Source organism: Thalassobium sp. R2A62 (genome assembly GCF_000161835.1).
In the GTDB taxonomy this organism is placed as follows: Bacteria; Pseudomonadota; Alphaproteobacteria; order Rhodobacterales; family Rhodobacteraceae; genus Thalassobium.
On sequence record NZ_GG697169.2, the window covers coordinates 2,604,190 to 2,622,171 of the forward strand.

The following is a 17,982-nucleotide window of genomic DNA, read 5'->3' on the forward strand; positions in this document are numbered from 1 at the left end:
CTTTGGTTGGCGGTTTTAGTCGATCAGCTTGGCGAAAGCTGCGACGTTGTCTTGGCCGTATCCGATCAACTCGATCTTCCAGCCGGTGGTGTCATCAATTACGGCGACGTGGCCGTTTTCAAGGCGCACGAGGCGCAATGGAGCGTTCAAGTCGACGCCTTGCACGGTGCGTGCGCGGTTCACCGAGGTCCAGATCACGTCAATGAATCCGGATTTGTTGTCGGTGGAATGCGCCAGCTTGATGCCATCGGAGTCCAAGACCTGCACACCGTCATTACGTGTACCGTCCAGAATAATGGCGATCTCGCGCACTATGTCGCTGTGGGGGGCTACACCGATGACGGGGCGGTCGGTCAGGCGGGCGTAACCGACCAATACGATCGCACCCAACATCAAGGCGAACATCGCTTTGACCAGCACCGCTGGCACCATGTCACGGTCGCGGTATTTCATCTGGTTGGCGAGTGAATTTGTAGCAGTCATATCAATTTACTCCGCAGCAATAGCGTCGCGTGATGCGACAGGTGCAACCTGCGGCATCGACACGCGTGTTTCGGCGGCTTCGGCAAAAATTGCGGCCACGCGGGCTGCATCTGGGATCGCGCGGAACGCAGGTTGTGTGCGCCGCATATGCCAAGGGCGTACATGCGGCCACGTCATCAAGAACGACAGGCGCGTCTCACCGATCAGTTCGAATGTCAGGGTGCCAAGCCCGGACGGGCGGACCGCCACGTTTGCATTTCCAATGCAAACGTATGGCAAGTTCAATGTCATGCTCAAGGCGGCTCCGATGCGCATACACGCGCGTTTGTTGGTCAATGTGTAGACCGTGCTGCGTGCTTGAACCGTGGCAAGCCCAATCAAAATCAGAGCAACGATGCCGCCCGCAAAGAGAAACGGAATGCCTTGCGCCATGGCGGCTGTCAGCGACATATCAGGTGAAACCATGATCACGCGGATCGCGGCAAGGGCTACAAAATAACCCAACACCCAATTTAGAGACCATGCGTCTTTTGCAAGGCGCAGCGGGCTCGGTGCGCCTTGCCACAAGATATGTTCATCCTCTGGCAGGGCTTCGGGAAGTCCGTGGACCGGCTCAAATTTAAAATCATCGTGGTGCATTTTATCGTCCCCTTTGGCGTATGTGTCGGACCGTGGCTAAAGGCCCGACAGTGCTGGATTAGATCTTTGGCTCATTGCGCGACGGATCAGCATAAAGCGTGCCACCACCGTAGTAGGCCATGATTTTTTCTTCCTCGAGCAGCGTGATTTGATCTGGTTTTGCAATTCCTGGCACGTCTGCAAAGTTCGCCTCAAACAACGAACGCACAGTCACGCGGTCATTCTGAATTTTGCAAAAATTGATTGGGATCAGGCGTGTGTTGCCTTTGCCCTCTGGGTTCAGGTCAATGGTCAGATAACGGACCATCTGCTCTGGCACATCGATCCACATGTCGAGGATACGGCCGATAACTTGACCATCGCCTGCGACCACGGGCTTACCACGCGGATCACGCCCTGCAGAAACTGCAAAGTCAGGCAGATTGGACATCGCTTGGATCTTGTTGTGGCCGTGCGCGTCAAGTTCGGTCACATCGCGGCGCGGTGCCCATGCAGCGGCACCAATGCCGTCAACCATTGGATTGCCAGTGGGTATATAAGGCGAGCCTGCGGAAGCGGCAGTCGCTTCCATCGCAAGTTCCTTACGCTCGGGGTTTTGGCCCGATGGGACTGAAACTTCACCGCGACCGTGCGGCAGGTGGAACGTCTTGTCAGATGGCGTTGGGAACAAACCCACGCTGGCAGATTCGTTGCCATCTTCACGCTCCAGCGGATAGCCTTCGCGCATGTTTTCTGTCTGCAGATAATAAACCAGCAGTGTGAAAAAGATCCAGAACATCCAGATCGCGGCGCTTGCCAGATCGAAGTTTCCAAAGAATTCATTGCCAACCATAGTTGTCTCCTTTGCGTGTCATATCGGAAAATCCGTCAATTCAAGTTTGCGCGGATTTGATGTGTCTAAGCCTTTGGCGCGGACAAGCGGACCAAGGGCTACGAGTGTGATAAACAAGAGGCCGATTTCGATCTGGTAGACGACCGAATAGCCGATAGAAGGGGCTTGCAGGACGTCCCCAAGGATGCCGTTGGACGCGGCGGAATTGACTAAATCACGCGTTGCACCACCGATGAAAATGGACAGGCCAGCGCCCGTGGCTTGGGCAGCGCCCCAGACGCCAAGGGCAAGGCCGCGACCTGCTGAACCCGCGACGTTGATTGTCATTGCGGCGGTCAAAGTAGCGACGGCGAACAAGCCTCCGCCAAGACCGATGAGAGCTGCGCCTGTGTAGAAAAGGATTGGCGAAGCAAGGGGGGCAGAAAGAAGCACTGCGCTGAAAGCGAGGATGCCCACGATCACGCCGCGTCCGCCCATACGGTAAGTGTCGATGCCATTCGACAACCAACGCGCAGCAAGACCAAAGCCCAGCAATGCACCACAAGCCCACATTGCCGTCAGCAAGGTTGTGGCGGAGACTGAAAGCCCAAGAATCTCACCGCCATATGGCTCGAGCAAGACATCCTGCATGTTGAATGCAATCGTTCCAAGGAAGATTGTTACCACGAGCCGCAACATGTCCGTCTCGCGCGTCAGATCAGCCCAAGCAGTGCGGAATGCGGGCTGCGGCGCGCTGCGTTCGTCCTTGGTCATGGGAGACATCTTTTCCTGTTTCCACAGTGCGACAATGTTCAAAACCATCGTGACAACGGCGGCACCTTGCACGACTTGAACCAGCAGTAACGAAGAATAATCTTTCAGCAGCGAGCCGATGATCACAGCAGAAACGCCCATGCCCAACAGGTACATAACATAAAGAAGAGACACTACCTTGGCGCGGGTTTCCTCGCTTGCGCGGTCAGCGGCGAGGGCGAGGCCCGCAGTTTGTGTCATGTGCATGCCAAGGCCAGTAAGCAAGAAGGCAAGGGCAGCTGCGACTTGGCCGAAAAAGCCTGCATCAATGGCGGAATCACCAGCCAAGACAAGCAATGCCATTGGCATGATAGCGAGGCCACCGAACTGCCAAAGTGTGCCGAACCAAAGGTAGGGGACACGCTTCCAACCAATGGCAGAACGATAATTGTCAGACTTAAAACCAAGCAATGCGCGGAACGGTGCGATCAATACAGGGATCGCAATCATGGTCGCTACGATGAAGGCAGGCACTGACAATTCCACGATCATCACGCGATTCAGGGTGCCGAGCAACATGACTGCAGCCATGCCGACAGAGATTTGAAACAACGACAAACGCAACAGTTGTGACAACGGCAAACCATCGCTTGCTGCATCCGCAAAGGGCAGCATCTTGAGGGTCATACCTTGTACAGCGCGCTTGGGGATCATGGGCGATACTCCAACGCTTGGCTGATGTAGAAGCCAGAATTGACGCGGGTCAATTCGCGCAAATGGCCCTTAGTTTTGGTCGCGATCTTTGCCGGATGATGTGGAATCATTGTGGGTGATCTGTCACTGCGCGGGAACAATTTGCCGACGCGCCACATTGCCATTAAAAGTGGTGTGCGCGGGGCCACGGTGAACACTATGTTGTCGTTCAGGCGCGGTGCGATGCCGTCCAGAATGCGCGCGATGTCATCGGCACCGTAATAGATCATGCTGTCCATCGCGACGATATGATCGAACGTGCCAAGGGCAGGGTTAAACATGTCGCCTACGGAAAATGTCATTGTGCCGCGTGTCGCGTCAGGCATGCGTTTTAGAGCTATGTCGATTAGCTGCGGCGAAATATCGACACCGACCATGTCAGCGCCACGGGCCGCAAGCTCAAACGACAGGGCACCCGTGCCACAACCCGCATCCAGAATGCGCGCGCCTGTCAGATCATCAGGCAATTGACCGATCAACACATCGCGCATTTGATCACGGCCCGCACGCACAGTCGCGCGGATGCCAGACACAGGCGCGTCTGATGTGAGGCGCTCCCATGTTTTGGTCGCCGTCCGGTCGAAATAGGTTTCGACGCGATCGCGTGTGGCCTGATATTCCATCAATCGAAACCCAACAGTTCAAAGATTTCGCGGTCGGGCAACGGATCGGGCGCCAGCGGCAACGTGCCGTTATAAAGCGTCTCGGCCAAGCGCATATATTCCTTGCGCACCTGCACGATATCTTCGTCATCGGGCATCTCGAACAGGGTCTTTTTCTTCAGACGCGACCGACGAATGGCATCCAGATCAGGCATATGCGCGATACGGTCAAAACCAACCGTTTTGCAATAGCGATCCACCTCGTCCGTGTCTTTGGAGCGATTGGCGACACAGCCAGCAAGACGGACCTTGTAGTTCTTGGATTTCGCTTGGACCGCGGCAATGATCCGGTTCATCGCATAGATGCTGTCAAAGTCATTAGCCGTGACGATCAACGCGCGATCTGCGTGTTGAAGCGGGGCCGCAAAGCCACCGCAGACCACGTCACCCAGAACGTCAAAGATCACGACGTCGGTGTCTTCCAGCATGTGGTGCTGTTTCAGCAGTTTCACTGTCTGGCCAACAACATAACCGCCGCAGCCCGTACCCGCAGGTGGGCCGCCAGCTTCGACGCATTTCACGCCGTTATAGCCAGTCGCCACGTAGTCTTCGGGGCGCAATTCCTCGGCATGGAAATCGACGCTTTTGAGGATGTCGATGACCGTGGGCTGCAAAGAACCAGTCAACGTGAACGTACTGTCATGTTTGGGGTCACACCCGATTTGCAAGACGCGGTGGCCCAGTTTGGAGAACGCAGCCGACAAGTTGGACGAGGTTGTCGATTTACCGATCCCTCCCTTGCCATAAACGCTGAAAACCTTTGCGCCTTCGATCTTGGCGCTTTCGTCTTGATGGACCTGGACCGATCCTTCACCGTCACCACCAAGGTTCGGAATGCTTCTATCAAGTGGGCTCATTTTTTGGTCCCTTTCCTAAAATTGCGGGTCATTCGGCTGCAATGCCCTCTAGTCTATCTTCAATCGCGTCGGCTGCGTTTTGCAGCGCTGCAAGCGTGTCATCGTCGGGTGCCCAATAGTCGCGATCTGATGCCTCCAGCAGGCGGTTTGCCATGCGCATCGATGCTTGCGGGTTCAGATCGGCAAGGCGTCTGCGCATCGCGTCATCCAGCACAAACGTCTCTGAAAGCTCTTGGTATACCCAAGGCTCTACCGTGCCGGTGGTCGCGGACCATCCGACAGTGTTGGTGATATGCGCCTCGATCTGACGCACGCCTTCGTGGCCGTGGTTCAGCAAAGGTTCATAGAATCTCGGGTTCAAACTGCGCGCGCGCGTCTCTAGCGCTACCTGTTCGCGCAAGGTTCGCACCTTTGCACCACCATGGGTTTGGTCACCGATATATATCGGGGTCTCTTTCCCGTTCTTGGCGCGCTTCACTGCGGCGGCAATGCCACCTAACGTATCGAAATAGTGGTCAACGGTTGTGACGCCCAGTTCCACCGATTCAAGATTTTGGTAAGCCAATTCGACGTGCTCTAGAGTGTCTTGCAACAACGCCGCTTGTTTTGTCGCCTCGCCGTCAACACCGTAAGCGAAGCTTTTGCGCGCCTCATACGCATCGGCCAGATCCCCGTCGTCTTCAAAGGCAGAGCTATCAACCAACTGGTTCACGTTGGACCCATACGCACCCTCGGCGTTCGAAAATACGCGCAGGGCGGCGGTTTGCAGGTCGCAGTCATTTTCGGTAGCGAACGCCAACGCGTGCTCGCGGATCGGGTTTAGGTCCAGTGGCTCATCCGCTTGCGCACATTGGAGGGCCGCATCGGCAAGCAACTTGGTTTGCAAAGGCAATAGATCGCGGAAGATGCCAGAAAGCGTCATAACCACATCAACGCGCGCGCGACCCAATTCCGCCAATGATAACAAGTCAGCCCCGCAAAGCCGCCCATGCGTATCAAAGCGCGGCACCGCACCCATCAACGTTAGCGCTTGTGCGATAGGACCACCATTGGATTTGATGTTATCAGACCCCCACAAAACAAGCGCCACAGTCTTGGGTAAAGCGTCATGGGTTTTCAGCAGTTCTGCGGCCTGACGCGCGCCGTCTTGCATGGCATAAGCGGTCGGCATGCGGAACGGATCGAACGCGTGGATGTTGCGACCAGTAGGCAAGATGTCAGGCGCGTTGATGATGTCACCACCCGCAACTGGTTTGATAAATTGCCCGTTCAGCGCGTGCATCAAAGCATCCAGTTCGGCATTCTTTGAAAGGTGCGTGCGTGCGTTGCTGCGTGCCTCGGCGCTGTCAAACGTCATTAGGTTCAACATGTCTTCGACGGCGTCAGCAGACAGATCACGCCCGACAATATGCAAGCCATCAGGGATCAGTGCGTCTTCGGTTTCCAGAAGCTTGATCCACAGTGTTTGCAAATCTCGCGCGTCCAAATGCAGGGTCTCGGCTTGTGCGCGGATCAGCGCTTCGAGCTTCGCACGGTCGGCGTCGTCCGGCATCATCGTCCGCCATTTCGTCAGACTGTCCTTCAGATCAGCCAACCCGCGATAAAGACCAGATGCCTGTAGAGGCGGCGTCATATGCGTAATTGTGATCGCGTTGCTGCGGCGCTTGGCGAGGGTCGCCTCGGACGGATTGTTCGCGGCATAAAGGTAGATGTTCGGCATGTTCGCGATCAGGCGATCAGGCCAGTCATTGCCACTACAGCCGTTCTGTTTGCCTGGCATAAATTCAAGCGCGCCGTGCATGCCGAAATGCAGCAAAGCGTCGGCTTTCAGTTCGTGTTTCAAAAACTGATAAAACGTGCTGAACGCATGTGTCGGGGCAAAGCCTGTCTCAAACAACAGGCGCATCGGGTCGCCTTCATAGCCAAATGTGGGCTGCACACCGACAAAGACGCGACCAAACTGCGCGCCCAAAATAAAGACGTCCGATCCATTTGACTGGATGCGACCGGGGGCCGGCCCCCAGACGGCCTCAATCTCGGACAACCAAGGTGTGTTGGCGACGATCGCATCAGCGCTAACGCGTGCGGCAACATTCGCCTCTTGTCCATAAGTGCGTGCATTGCCTTGCAAAACAGCTGCACGCAGGTCTTCGACAGTCGCGGGCGGTGTAACGTCATAGCCATCGGCTGCCATTTTGTGCAACGTATTATGCAGGCTTTCAAACACCGACAAATATGCCGCCGTACCAACAGCCCCGGCATTTGGTGGAAAACCGAACAGCACAATGCCCACGGTCTTTTCTGCATTTTCTTTACGGCGCAAGATCGCTAAACGCTCGGCCTTTTCGACCAACGCGTCGATCCGTTCGGGGCAGGGGGCCATCGCCTTGATCGCGCCTACTGCGGGGCAATTGTGTGCACAACCGCTGCAGCCGTCTGACGCATGGCGACCCGCAAACACTGTTGGATTTGTGGCGCCGTCAATCTCTGGCAACGCAACCAGCATGGTTGCTTCAATCGGGCTAAGCCCTTGGCCGCCTTGCGCCCATTGCGACAGGGTCTGGAATTCGAGTGGCTGCGCTGCGATGTACGGTACGTCGAGGTCGGCGAGTGCGGCCACTGCACTATCGGTGTCGTTGTAGGCAGGGCCGCCGACAAGTGAGAAGCCGGTCAAAGACACCAGCGCGTCGATTTGACCCGCGTGATAAGCGTCAATCGCAGGGCGGCCATCAAGCCCTCCCGCAAAAGCCGGAATAACCCGCATACCGCGGGCTTCGAACGTGCGAATGACATGATCGTAGTGGGCCGTGTCGCTCGCCAAAATATAGCTGCGCAACATGACGATACCGATTGTGGGCCCTGTCCCCTTGATCGGCAGATCCGCAATATTGGTGGCAATGTGATGATCCGGCAAATCAGGATGATAAAGGCCAACTTCAGGGTATTCCACAGGTGCCGCAGCCTGCACGCCACGCCATGCAGGCACGCCCGCGTAGCGCGAAATCAGGAACCGCACGAGGCTTTCGATGTTATCGTCTGACCCACCCAACCAATATTGCATCGTCAGAAACCATGCGCGCAGGTCTTGGCTCTTGCCTGGGATCAGGCGGAGAATTTTGGGGATGCGGCGCAGCATCTTCATCTGACCCGCTCCAGCGCTGCCAGACTTCTTTGCAGGCTTCAGTTTTTTCAGCAACGCCATGGCACCCGTCGCAGGGCGCATCATGTCCAGATCACCCATCTTGGTCAGCTGCACGATTTCCTGATCTGCGATGATACCCACCATCGCATCACAGTCTTCACGGCGCGCGTTCAGATCGGGCAAAATGGCTTTGATATGCTCTTCTAGGAAGATCACTGACGTCACAATAATATTGGCGCGTGCGATATCATTGCGGGCTGCCAGCAGCGCTTCGGGGTCTTTTGCCCACTCTGCAGCGGCGTGGATTTTCAGCTGCAGTCCCGGAAAGTCGGAAGTTAATTGCGGCGCCACACGCGAAGCCGGACCCGCTGCGTGGCGGTCCAGCGTTAACAACACAACGTTGTACATTTGATATGTTACGTCATCGCGCAAAATGAGCCTTTGCTTCGTAAAGGGTGTCGACAGAGATTTCAGACATGCCGTTTTCAGCAGCGTAGAACTCGGTGTTCCGGCGCGCCTTGCCGCGTACGAAGAACGGGATTTTCTTGAGCTCGCGTTCTGCATCAGACAGCCAGATTACGTTGTCAGCGTCCACGACTTGTGGGTCCGGCGTGGCGTGTTGCACAGCACCCCCATGATGGCTCGGACCGGCCGCGTCGTTAAACTCGAAATCATCGCGGAACATATGAAGAAGGTGTTCTTCCAGCCCCATAACGAGCGGATGAATCCATGTGTCAAACAACACATTCGCACCCTCAAAACCCATCTGCGGCGAATAGCGTGCGGGGAAATCTTGCACATGCACCGGGGCCGAGATTACTGCACAAGGGATCCCCAAACGCTTGCCGATGTGGCGTTCCATCTGGGTGCCAAGGATCATTTCCGGCTGCAGTTCTTCGATGGTTTTTTCAACCAAAAGGTAGTCGTCCGTGATCAGCGCTTCGATGCCGTGATCTTTGGCTAAAGCACGGACATCGCGGGCATATTCACGGTTGTAACAACCAAGCCCCACAACCTCGAAACCCATCTCGTCGCGGGCCACACGTGCGGCCGCTTTGACGTGTGTGCCGTCGCCAAAGATGAAGACGCGCTTGCCGGTCAAATAGGTACTGTCAACGGACCGAGACCACCACGTCTGACGTAGGCGGTCACTATCTAGCTGCACGGTGCTGCCGCTAAGTTCGCGAATTTCGGCGATAAAGTCATGGGTCGCACCTGCGCCGATAGGCACAACTTTGGTGTAAGGCTGACCGAATTCTTTTTCGAGAAACCGCGCCGCCATCTCGCCCGTTTCTGGGTAAAGCAGCACGTTGAAATGGGCTTGACCCATCTTTGCGATGTCGCTTGGCGTGGCTCCCATCGGGCCTGCGACATTCACTTCGATGCCCAGTTCAAACAACAGGTTCGTAATCTCGGCTACATCATCGCGATGACGAAACCCAAGGGCCGTTGGTCCAATGATATTGCAGCTAACGCGTGCGGTTTTATTCATTGGCTTGGCCAGATGTTTGACAATCTGGAAGAACGTCTCGTCCGCGCCAAAGTTTTCTTTGCGTTGATAGCTTGGTAATTCCAGTGGGATCACGGGCACCGGCAAACCCATCGTTTCGGCCAGACCACCGGGATCGTCTTGGATCAATTCAGCCGTGCAAGATGCCCCAACGATTATCGCTTCTGGCTTGAATCGGTCATAGGCATCTTGGCAGGCCTGCTTGAACAGCCCCGCCGTATCCGCACCCAGATCGCGGGCTTGAAACGTGGTGTAGGTCACGGGCGGGCGATGGTCACGGCGCTCGATCATTGTGAACAACAGGTCGGCGTAGGTGTCACCTTGCGGGGCGTGAAGAACGTAGTGCAAACCCTTCATGCCAGTGGCGACACGCATGGCACCAACGTGTGGCGGGCCCTCATATGTCCAGACGGTCAGCTTCATTCCGCAGCCACCCCAAGGATCGATTTGCGGCGCAATGGGCGCGCAAAGAGTGAGGCGAGGTCACCGGCTTGTTCGTAGAAATGCACTGGGGTGAAGACCAACTCGATGGCCCATTTGGTCGATAGACTTTCTGCCTCTAACGGGTTCGCAAGGCCTAAACCACAGACTGTCAGGTCAGGGCGTGCATCCCGGCATCGATCTAGTTGCAGGTCAACATCTTGGCCCTCGGAAATCTGTGGACCGGCTGGCAATAGATCTAAATCTGGTCCGTGGATCGCGTCGTGAATATAGGGTGAACCGACTTCCAGCGCTGTCATCCCACATTCGCGGGTCAGGAAACGCGCAAGAGGAATCTCCAACTGGCTGTCTGGGAAAAAGAATACTGATTTGCCGTTCAAAGTTTCGGCAGCTTGCGCCACGGCTTGACGCGCCCGGCGTCGGGGCGCTTCTGTGACACCTTCGAATGTCGCGTTGCCAACGTCAAATTCAGCAGCAAGGGCGGCAAGCCAAGCCGTCGTGCCTTCTTCACCCATAGGGAAGGGGGCTGCGATATGGCGTGCGCCACGGCGAACCAATGCGGCGTGCGTGTCGCCCAAGAACGGCTGCGTCAAAGCGAAAACTGTGTTCGGGCCTACCGCAATATCACTGTCGATTGTACGCGATGGCAGTACATGGACAGTGTCGATGCCCAGCCCGTCGATCAACGACAACATTTGGTCTTCGACAACGTCAGGCAATGCCCCGACCACGACTAAATTGCGAGCATCAGTCGTTGGCAACACAGGCACCATCGCCGCCAGACACGCGTCTTCGCCTTGGGTGAATGTCGTCTCGATCCCAGAACCGGAGTATTCCAGCACGCGCACCTTTGGCGCGTATTCCTGCGTCAAGCGCTCGGCGGCGCGGTTCAGGTCCAGTTTGATCACCTCAGACGGGCAGGACCCCACGAGGAACAACTGTCGAATGTCGGGACGGCGCGCTAATAGCGTGGCCACTTCGCGGTCCAGCTCAGCATGAGCGTCGTTCAAGCCTGCCAAATCTGATTCTTCTAAGATTGCTGTGCCGAATCGTGGTTCGGCAAAAATCATGACCCCGGCGGCACTTTGTAAAAGGTGCGCACAGGTGCGTGACCCGACCACCAAAAAAAACGCATCCTGCATTTTTCGGTGCAGCCAAATGATCCCTGTCAGTCCGCAAAATACCTCGCGTTGGCCCCGCTGTTTGAGAACCGGCGCATTGCGGCAACCACCGCTGATTTGAGGAGAGTGTTGTTCGGTCATGCTGCGGCCTTCGATTGCAGGCGCGCTGCGCGCAATTTCCACAAAAACTGGCCCGCATTGATCAGGTATGCGGCGTAGGCGGCCAACACGACGACGATCAAGGCATCAGGCGACAACGTACCGGACAAAAGCCCATAAAGATAAAGAGTATGCAGGGCGATCACGACAAAGCTGAACACGTCTTCCCAAAAGAACGCGGGCGCAAAAAGCCATTGCCCAAAGACCACTTTTTCCCAGATCGCACCGGTCACCATGATCAGATACAAAAGTCCAGTTTTTGCGATGATCGATACGGTCGCAACCCCGTAACCATCGCCGGTCAACATGTAGCGCATCACAAAGCCCAGCGAGACCAAGAAAACCACAAATTGCAATGGTGCCAAAATGCCCTGAACCAAGGTCCAAATAGTGTTGTCCCGACGCGTGCGCTGCGCGACTGTATAAAGCCCAAATTGCTGTTGTGATGATGATGACACGTTGGCCATGAAGCCCCCCTGAGGCCATTAACTCTTGGGTAAAATCTGGCAGGAAGCCCCAGTTGTGTCAACTTTGATTTACAGTAATGGCACGTTATTTTCCGCTTATCTCCAAAGTAATATTCATGTTTTTATGAATTATGTGGTGGCAATTCAAATACTGTCTGAATTTATTGACATATGATTTCCAATCACCGAATATGACCAACAATGCGATTGGCGAAGGGCACGGAACTGCGCCCTGCAAACCTTGGGGGAGTGTCGTGTTACAACACCAACATGCGTTCATGGCCGATGACATATGCGAGATCACGCTGGTGGCCCGCCGCGCCCTGTCCGCTTTGGTGGCAAAGGACGGGATTCTAATACATGCGTCAGATACACAGGCGCGGGGCCCACTGACACAGCCGTTGTTTGACGCGGCCGTTCACGTCGATCCCCGCGTTTTGACAGACCTTTTGGCGACGCTTCAAGCAAGCGGTCATAGCGGCACTAAGATCGCCTTTGACGTACTGCCAGACGTCGCACGACAACTCGGAACCGCCTGGGAAGATGACACCATTTCCTTTACTGACGTCACCGTTGGTTGCGCGCGCCTGCAGCGCGCTTTGCACCACTTGACCGATGACACGCACCATACCCCCCTCGCGACGGGAGATCAGCGCGATTGCCTTGTGATCGTGCCCAAGGGCGCCCAACACACGTTTGGCGCGATGATTTTGGCCAAGCAACTGCGCTATGCGGGCATGCGGGTCACGATTGATCTAGAGGCTTCACCCGATACGCTTTCCGCGCTTGCAAAATCACAATTTTTTCACAACGTGTTTATGTCTGCATCACTGTCTGAAACATCTGACACTTTATGCGAATTGACGCGGACTATTCATGCGCAATGGCCTGATTCCAAAGTAATTTTGGGCGGAACCTATTTGCACAGAGACGACAGCAATATGGCTGCAGTGGGTGCGGATCATGTAACGCAAAATTTGCAAGATGCGTTAGATCTATGCATCTAGGGATTCCGCTTTGCCAAAAATGTCGCTAAAGGTTCGGCGCTATGCGGGATTGATACGCGAATTAATAAGAGGCCATGACGAATGACGTCACACGGCGAAACGACTTGGACCAGCGGCTTGATTCCCGTGACCGAAGCCGATGTCGCAGCTCGGATCGTCGCAAGTGTTGCCGATTTTGCGCTGACCATCGATGTGTCGGGCAAGATGTCGGCCGCGCGGTGTAATCCTGCTTTTGGTGGCGCTTCCCACATTGCAAGTTGGGCTGGCACGCAAGTTCAACAGACCTTAACCGTTGAATCCATTCCAAAATTTGAGACGCGGATTGCGAAATTTATTGCAGCTGAAGCCAAGGTTTTGCCTGTTGAGTTGAACCACAAAGCCGCGGAAAATTTCCCTGAACTGCCGGTCAAATACACGTTCCACTATATTGACCGCGACGGGGCCATCTTGATGCTTGGCCAAGATTTGCGCCGCACCGCTGAAATGCAACAACAGCTTGTCGCGGCTCAAATAGCACTTGAGGCCGACTACGAGGCACAGCGGGAACATGACATTCGGTTGCGTGTCTTGATGGAATCATCTGACGAGCCGACGATCTTTTTGTCGGTCGCAACAGGGCTAGTGGTGTCTTGCAATGCAGCAGCCGAGCTGCTGTTGGGCAAGTCAAAAGACGATTTGGTTGGTGCCGTATTCGCCGCAGAATTTGAATCTAAGGGTCGCAAAGACGTTGTTGACCGGATGGTCACCGCCGCGACAGAACAATCGCAATCCCCCGTCGCCGTCAAAAGCATCAAGGGCAACCGCAAGCTGACTCTGGTTCCGACATTGTTCCGCGGCGCGCAAAGTCAAATGCTGCTCTGCAAGATTAAGTCGTCCGGCGCGCAGGTGGAATCCGCAGACCACTTGCGGGGCCAGCTTTCAGATTTGTACCAGAACGGCGTCGATGCATTCGTCTTTGTTTCAGGTGCAGGCCAAATCCTGAGCGCGAACGACGCGTTCTTAAAAGTGGCTAACGTGACCCACTCGCAATCAATCAAGAACCGGTCAATGTCAGACTTTTTGGCGCGCGGCAGCACCGATCTGAATGTGATGATTGAAAATGCTCGGCGCAGCGGTGGCATGCGCCTTTATGCGACGCGGGTCATAAGTGAACATGGCGTCGAGCGTCCGGTTGAAATTTCTACCACGCAATTGCGCACGGGAACTGACCCTGTCTTTGCCATGATCATGCGCGATTCTCACCGGGTTGAGACACCAAAAACGCACCGCAAACAGATCACTGACGTTGATATGCATTCAGTGATCGAACTGATCGGTGGGCAATCTCTAAAAGATATCGTCGCCAAGACAACGGACGTTGTGGAGAAGATGTGCATCGAAACCGTGGTAGAGATGACGTCAAACAACCGCGTTGCCGCAGCTGAAATGTTGGGGCTTTCTCGTCAATCACTTTATGTGAAACTGCGCAAATACGGGCTTGTCAGCAAAACCTAATTCAGGCGGTCGCCTGCGCTTCATAAAGTGTGGTCATCTGCATTTTGGCATCTTCAATCGACGGTGCGATGATATCCAAACCAAGCAGATCAAGGATCGGCCGCAGTTCCGAAACATTTGACCCGCCGACCAGAATAATCAATGACGGGCTGCAAATATTCAAAGCAACGACAAGCCGCGACAAAGCCTCGATAGAGTGCTTGCCACTGACCGACAGCCCCAAAATGCCAACTGGAGTTTTTCCAATCTCGGCAACAAGTTCATCGTGATCCATCCCGACTTTCAACGCGATGTCCCACCCGTCCTTTCGAAAAAAATCTGCAGCCATATGAACGCCAAGCGTATGATCTTCGCCCGGTACGGCCGCAAAAACGGCTGCTTTGCCATGCAGAGGCAGCTTGGGTTCGAAAAGATGGCGCAGGCTGCGCATGATCGCATACATCCGGCCCGTGGCCACGGTCACCTGTGAAAATGACAGTTCATCGTTGACCCATTTGTCGCCCAAGATCCGGGCCGCAGCTGCAAGCTGCTTGAGGTAAATATCTTCAGCGCGCACGCCGTCAGCCCGTAATTCCGAAATAATACCCGACGCAGCTTTGTCGTCATCCGATAGCAATGCGACACACAGTTTTTCTAGCGCTTCGGGGTTGGCCTCATACGGGACATGGCCCAACATTCGATCTTTTGACGCCACACGCATGATGACTTCGCGCGCAAGATTGGCCACCAAATCTTCGGGAAGTTTCTCTTTCAGACGCCGGATTTTCGCTTGGCTACGCTTGTAAACATCAATCGCGACCGGGGCGTCGGCAGTACGTGTCTGCAGTTTGTCGTTGTTCCCCGACATTGATCAATCCTCCTCGTCCAAACGCCACTATCACTTTGACTATGGCTGCAACGGCATCCGTCAACATTTTACGATGAAGGCAAAAAGACCTCTGACAGGCAGGACCTGCAGCATCCCCCGCAAACATCCTAGGTCAGAAGATCGGAAAGGAGATAGTCCGGTATTACCACCGCGTATAACTACGCACGTGGTATCCGAATTAGCCCAACATACGGACCAAGTCAGCGATGCCACGCGCGTGCATCTTTTCGCGGATACGCGACCGGTGGCCTTCGACGGTGCGCTGACTGACGTCCAGCGCACTTGCGATTTCCTTGTTCAGTTTCCCTGTCAAAAGATGATCAAGTATTTCACGTTCGCGATCCGTCAGTTTCTCCAATCGGCTAGCCACAACCTTTTTCGATACCACTGTGGCTTGCCGGTTAAAAAGCATCCCTGACGCCGTGGTCAGCGCCTCTAGTAGTTGGGCCTTGGAAGCAGGCTTTTCGATGAAGTCAATTGCACCTGCCTGCATTGCTTTGACCGCAATCGAAACATTGCCGTGGGCAGTGATAACGATGATCGGAATGGCGATCCCGTTATCGTTGAGATAACTTTGCAATTGAATCCCGCTCATTCCAGGCAGGCGTACGTCCAAGATCATGCAAGCGCGCTTTGCAGGGTCATATATTTGTATGAAATGTTCAGCCGACGGGCACGGGATCGTATCAATCCCATGCGCCGCCAATAGCGCGCAAAGCGACGCAAGAACCGCAGCATTATCTTCGACCACATAGACCGAAAAGTATTCATCCGTGTTCGTCATCTAGCCCCGCTTGGATTGGTAGTTCAAACATCAAAATAGCACCACTGTCCGACGGCTCTGCCCAGATACGCCCGGCGTGCGCCTCTACGATTGAACGACAAAGAGAGAGGCCAATGCCCATACCCTTGGTTGTCGACGCGTGGAACGGCTCGAAGATCAGCCTGCGGGCATCGTCGGGTATGCCAGGCCCAGTATCCACAACCGTGATCCGTACCACGTCGCCTTGTGGATGCGCCCTAATCGTTAGCTGTTGGGTCTGCGATTTTTCCATCGCAGCAAGGCTGTTGCGCGACAAGTTCAACAAGACCTGACCGACGTGCACCGGATCGGCTAGAAGCAGCGGCAGATCCGCGTCCAGATCGAGACTCACTTTCAAGCGCGGCATATCAACGGGAACCAACGCCAGGCTAACACTTTGGCGGATCACTTTATCAAGATCAATGAACTCCGACTTCAAATCGCCGCGCGAAATGAAATCACGCACCCGTCTGACTAATTCGCCAGCGCGGGCCGTTTCCGTCACGGCGGTATCCATCAAAGCCACCGCTCGCGGCGGCATATCAATGCCCGCATTCTTGAATTCTTGCGGGCACGCGCTGACATAATTGGAAATCGCAGACAGCGGCTGGTTCAATTCGTGTGCAATTGCCGACGCCAACTCACAGAGTGAGCTTGCCCGTGCGGCATCCAACAATGCGTGCCGTAGGTGCAGCTCTTCCGCCTCAGCTTTCTTTTGCGCCTCGAGTGCGACACGTTCACGCTCCACACTGTTCAGCGCAAAAAGCGCCCGCCGCAAGATGCGCAGCGTGTCGCGGTCAATGGCGTCAAATGGCTTACTCTTACCCAGACGTTCTTCGCTCCAAAGCGCAAAAGACCCGCGTGGTGATAGTCGGGTAATGCCGTCCTTATCTTTAGTTTCGATCTTTTCTGGCTTACCCGCCCAGCGGATCGTTTGCCGGTAAGTGCTGCGCAACAACACCATGTAATCTTGCCCATCATCAGACAGATTCAACACCGCAGCACCTGCAATCATTTTCCTCTGCTCCGGTGTCATGTCGATCACCGACGACAGATTGTCCGTGGTCCCAACACCCTCGATGGATTGCGCATCAAGCACGTCGTTGGTCTGCGCCCGCAACGCGGCGCGCAGCGCGCCAGAATGCGGCCCGCCTTGATCTGAATATTTGCCCTCGCCCACCATGCTAAAAGACTATCTAGCGCTGAATAATTTTACGCAAGACGGACAGTCCTTTTTGAAATCTCGATTTGGAATGCTTGCGAACGAACGCTCCCGAATTCTAAAGCCAGCGGCCAACTGTTTCAGACAAATGCAACATAACACCTATTGTAGGTCTTCGCATTTACCCAAGGGTGCCGGGGCACATGACTTGCGGTCATTGAACACCCCAGTGATCCCCATTCGCAATTACGACGTTGATTTGTAGTAATTGACTTGTCACGGGTTTGATCTTCAACACACTTTTGAAAATCTTGTACCACGGATGGCTTCTTGGAAATCAACGCCAAGAGCATTTGGGCAGGTCCGGCGGCCAGCGACGCCCATGCTCCCAATGTAGCAAAGTGCCTGTGGCAACGCCTATGCTGCCCTCGAATGTCGGCTACCTTGATGTCTGGCACATCAATCTCTTGAACGATGGCTTCATCCCCCTGTCTCACTGGGCCTGCCATGAAAACTACAATTCGCTGATTTACGCATTCTCAATCAAGCTGCGCAGCTAGCCTACTGACGATTTCATCTCACCATCGGATGATTTGTCGAGGATAAGCATCAATAGATGCGGCGGCTCCGTCACGCAGCGGTGAACGTCCGTGGGCTTGAGCATCCGCGCGGCCTCTGTCACGCTCATAAATGGGGGACGACATTATGCAGCCATTGCTCGAAACACTTCGATTTATCCGCGTGACAGCCATTTTAGCAGCGGCGGCAAAGATCTTGCCTGGATGCGAAGTTATGTTGGTTCACGCCCTCGCCTGACCTGTCCAAGTGCCGATTTTGTCCTGATCCCTGTT

17 protein-coding genes are annotated in these 17,982 nt (G+C 54.9%); 3 read left to right on the forward strand and 14 right to left on the reverse strand.

Annotated elements, in window-relative coordinates; translation table 11 throughout:
* Positions 1-15: 15 nt before the first annotated feature.
* From puhC to bchF, 10 genes are read right to left on the reverse strand one after another with little or no spacing between them, the layout of a single operon-like run.
* Positions 16-483, reverse strand: coding sequence for a photosynthetic complex assembly protein PuhC (gene puhC / locus TR2A62_RS12975; protein ID WP_009159655.1), 468 nt, complete (start codon positions 481-483; stop codon positions 16-18).
* Positions 484-489: 6 nt separating this feature from the next.
* Positions 490-1,122 (reverse strand): photosynthetic complex putative assembly protein PuhB, encoded by a 633-nt coding sequence (gene puhB, locus TR2A62_RS12980; protein WP_009159030.1) that lies wholly within the window; start codon positions 1,120-1,122, stop codon positions 490-492.
* 58 nt (positions 1,123-1,180) lie between these two features.
* The gene (gene puhA, locus TR2A62_RS12985) at positions 1,181-1,954 is read right to left on the reverse strand and encodes a photosynthetic reaction center subunit H (RefSeq protein ID WP_009158028.1); all 774 of its coding nucleotides are present in this window, start codon (positions 1,952-1,954) and stop codon (positions 1,181-1,183) included.
* A gap of 18 nt (positions 1,955-1,972) precedes the next feature.
* On the reverse strand, positions 1,973-3,400 hold the full coding sequence (locus TR2A62_RS12990) for a PucC family protein (protein ID WP_009160210.1): 1,428 nt from the start codon (positions 3,398-3,400) through the stop codon (positions 1,973-1,975).
* Positions 3,397-4,062: a magnesium protoporphyrin IX methyltransferase gene (gene bchM / locus TR2A62_RS12995; protein ID WP_009159039.1), complete on the reverse strand. Its 666-nt coding sequence runs from the start codon at positions 4,060-4,062 to the stop codon at positions 3,397-3,399. Before bchM ends, TR2A62_RS12990 begins: the two co-directional genes overlap by 4 nt.
* A complete protein-coding gene (gene bchL / locus TR2A62_RS13000; protein WP_009157981.1) occupies positions 4,062-4,958 on the reverse strand; it encodes a ferredoxin:protochlorophyllide reductase (ATP-dependent) iron-sulfur ATP-binding protein in 897 nt (298 codons plus the stop codon). The genes bchM and bchL overlap by 1 nt, the downstream gene beginning before the upstream one ends.
* Before the next feature lie 28 nt (positions 4,959-4,986).
* Positions 4,987-8,508, reverse strand: a complete 3,522-nt coding sequence (locus TR2A62_RS13005) for a magnesium chelatase subunit H (protein ID WP_009160386.1) — start codon at positions 8,506-8,508, stop codon at positions 4,987-4,989.
* A 13-nt stretch (positions 8,509-8,521) separates the two neighbouring features.
* On the reverse strand, positions 8,522-10,033 hold the full coding sequence (gene bchB, locus TR2A62_RS13010) for a ferredoxin:protochlorophyllide reductase (ATP-dependent) subunit B (protein WP_009158202.1): 1,512 nt from the start codon (positions 10,031-10,033) through the stop codon (positions 8,522-8,524).
* Positions 10,030-11,313 (reverse strand): ferredoxin:protochlorophyllide reductase (ATP-dependent) subunit N, encoded by a 1,284-nt coding sequence (locus TR2A62_RS13015; RefSeq protein ID WP_009157406.1) that lies wholly within the window; start codon positions 11,311-11,313, stop codon positions 10,030-10,032. Before TR2A62_RS13015 ends, bchB begins: the two co-directional genes overlap by 4 nt.
* Positions 11,310-11,798, reverse strand: a complete 489-nt coding sequence (gene bchF / locus TR2A62_RS13020; protein WP_009158496.1) for a 2-vinyl bacteriochlorophyllide hydratase — start codon at positions 11,796-11,798, stop codon at positions 11,310-11,312. The genes TR2A62_RS13015 and bchF overlap by 4 nt, the downstream gene beginning before the upstream one ends.
* 254 nt (positions 11,799-12,052) lie before the next feature.
* Here bchF and TR2A62_RS13025 point away from each other — a divergent pair, with 254 nt between their 5' ends.
* The gene (locus tag TR2A62_RS13025; protein ID WP_190275710.1) at positions 12,053-12,805 is read left to right on the forward strand and encodes a B12-binding domain-containing protein; all 753 of its coding nucleotides are present in this window, start codon (positions 12,053-12,055) and stop codon (positions 12,803-12,805) included.
* Positions 12,806-12,886: 81 nt separating this feature from the next.
* Positions 12,887-14,299 carry a transcriptional regulator PpsR gene (ppsR, locus tag TR2A62_RS13030; RefSeq protein WP_009160591.1) on the forward strand — a complete coding sequence of 471 codons (1,413 nt, stop codon included), beginning with the start codon at positions 12,887-12,889 and terminating at the stop codon, positions 14,297-14,299.
* A gap of 1 nt (position 14,300) precedes the next feature.
* Here the strand turns inward: ppsR and TR2A62_RS13035 are convergent, their stop codons facing one another.
* The 4 genes from TR2A62_RS13035 to TR2A62_RS19410 all read right to left on the reverse strand — a co-directional run bounded on the left by TR2A62_RS13035 (position 14,301) and on the right by TR2A62_RS19410 (position 17,819).
* The gene (locus TR2A62_RS13035; protein ID WP_009159783.1) at positions 14,301-15,146 is read right to left on the reverse strand and encodes a B12-binding domain-containing protein; all 846 of its coding nucleotides are present in this window, start codon (positions 15,144-15,146) and stop codon (positions 14,301-14,303) included.
* A gap of 199 nt (positions 15,147-15,345) precedes the next feature.
* Positions 15,346-15,951 carry a response regulator transcription factor gene (locus TR2A62_RS13040; RefSeq protein ID WP_009158927.1) on the reverse strand — a complete coding sequence of 202 codons (606 nt, stop codon included), beginning with the start codon at positions 15,949-15,951 and terminating at the stop codon, positions 15,346-15,348.
* A complete protein-coding gene (locus TR2A62_RS17715; protein WP_223296115.1) occupies positions 15,935-17,149 on the reverse strand; it encodes an ATP-binding protein in 1,215 nt (404 codons plus the stop codon). Before TR2A62_RS17715 ends, TR2A62_RS13040 begins: the two co-directional genes overlap by 17 nt.
* Positions 17,150-17,687: 538 nt before the next feature.
* Complete coding sequence (locus tag TR2A62_RS19410) at positions 17,688-17,819, reverse strand: hypothetical protein (protein ID WP_009158540.1); 132 nt, start codon at positions 17,817-17,819, stop codon at positions 17,688-17,690.
* A 2-nt stretch (positions 17,820-17,821) separates the two neighbouring features.
* Between TR2A62_RS19410 and TR2A62_RS19415 the strand changes: the two genes are divergently transcribed.
* The gene (locus TR2A62_RS19415; protein ID WP_009160084.1) at positions 17,822-17,947 is read left to right on the forward strand and encodes a hypothetical protein; all 126 of its coding nucleotides are present in this window, start codon (positions 17,822-17,824) and stop codon (positions 17,945-17,947) included.
* Positions 17,948-17,982: the final 35 nt, after the last annotated feature.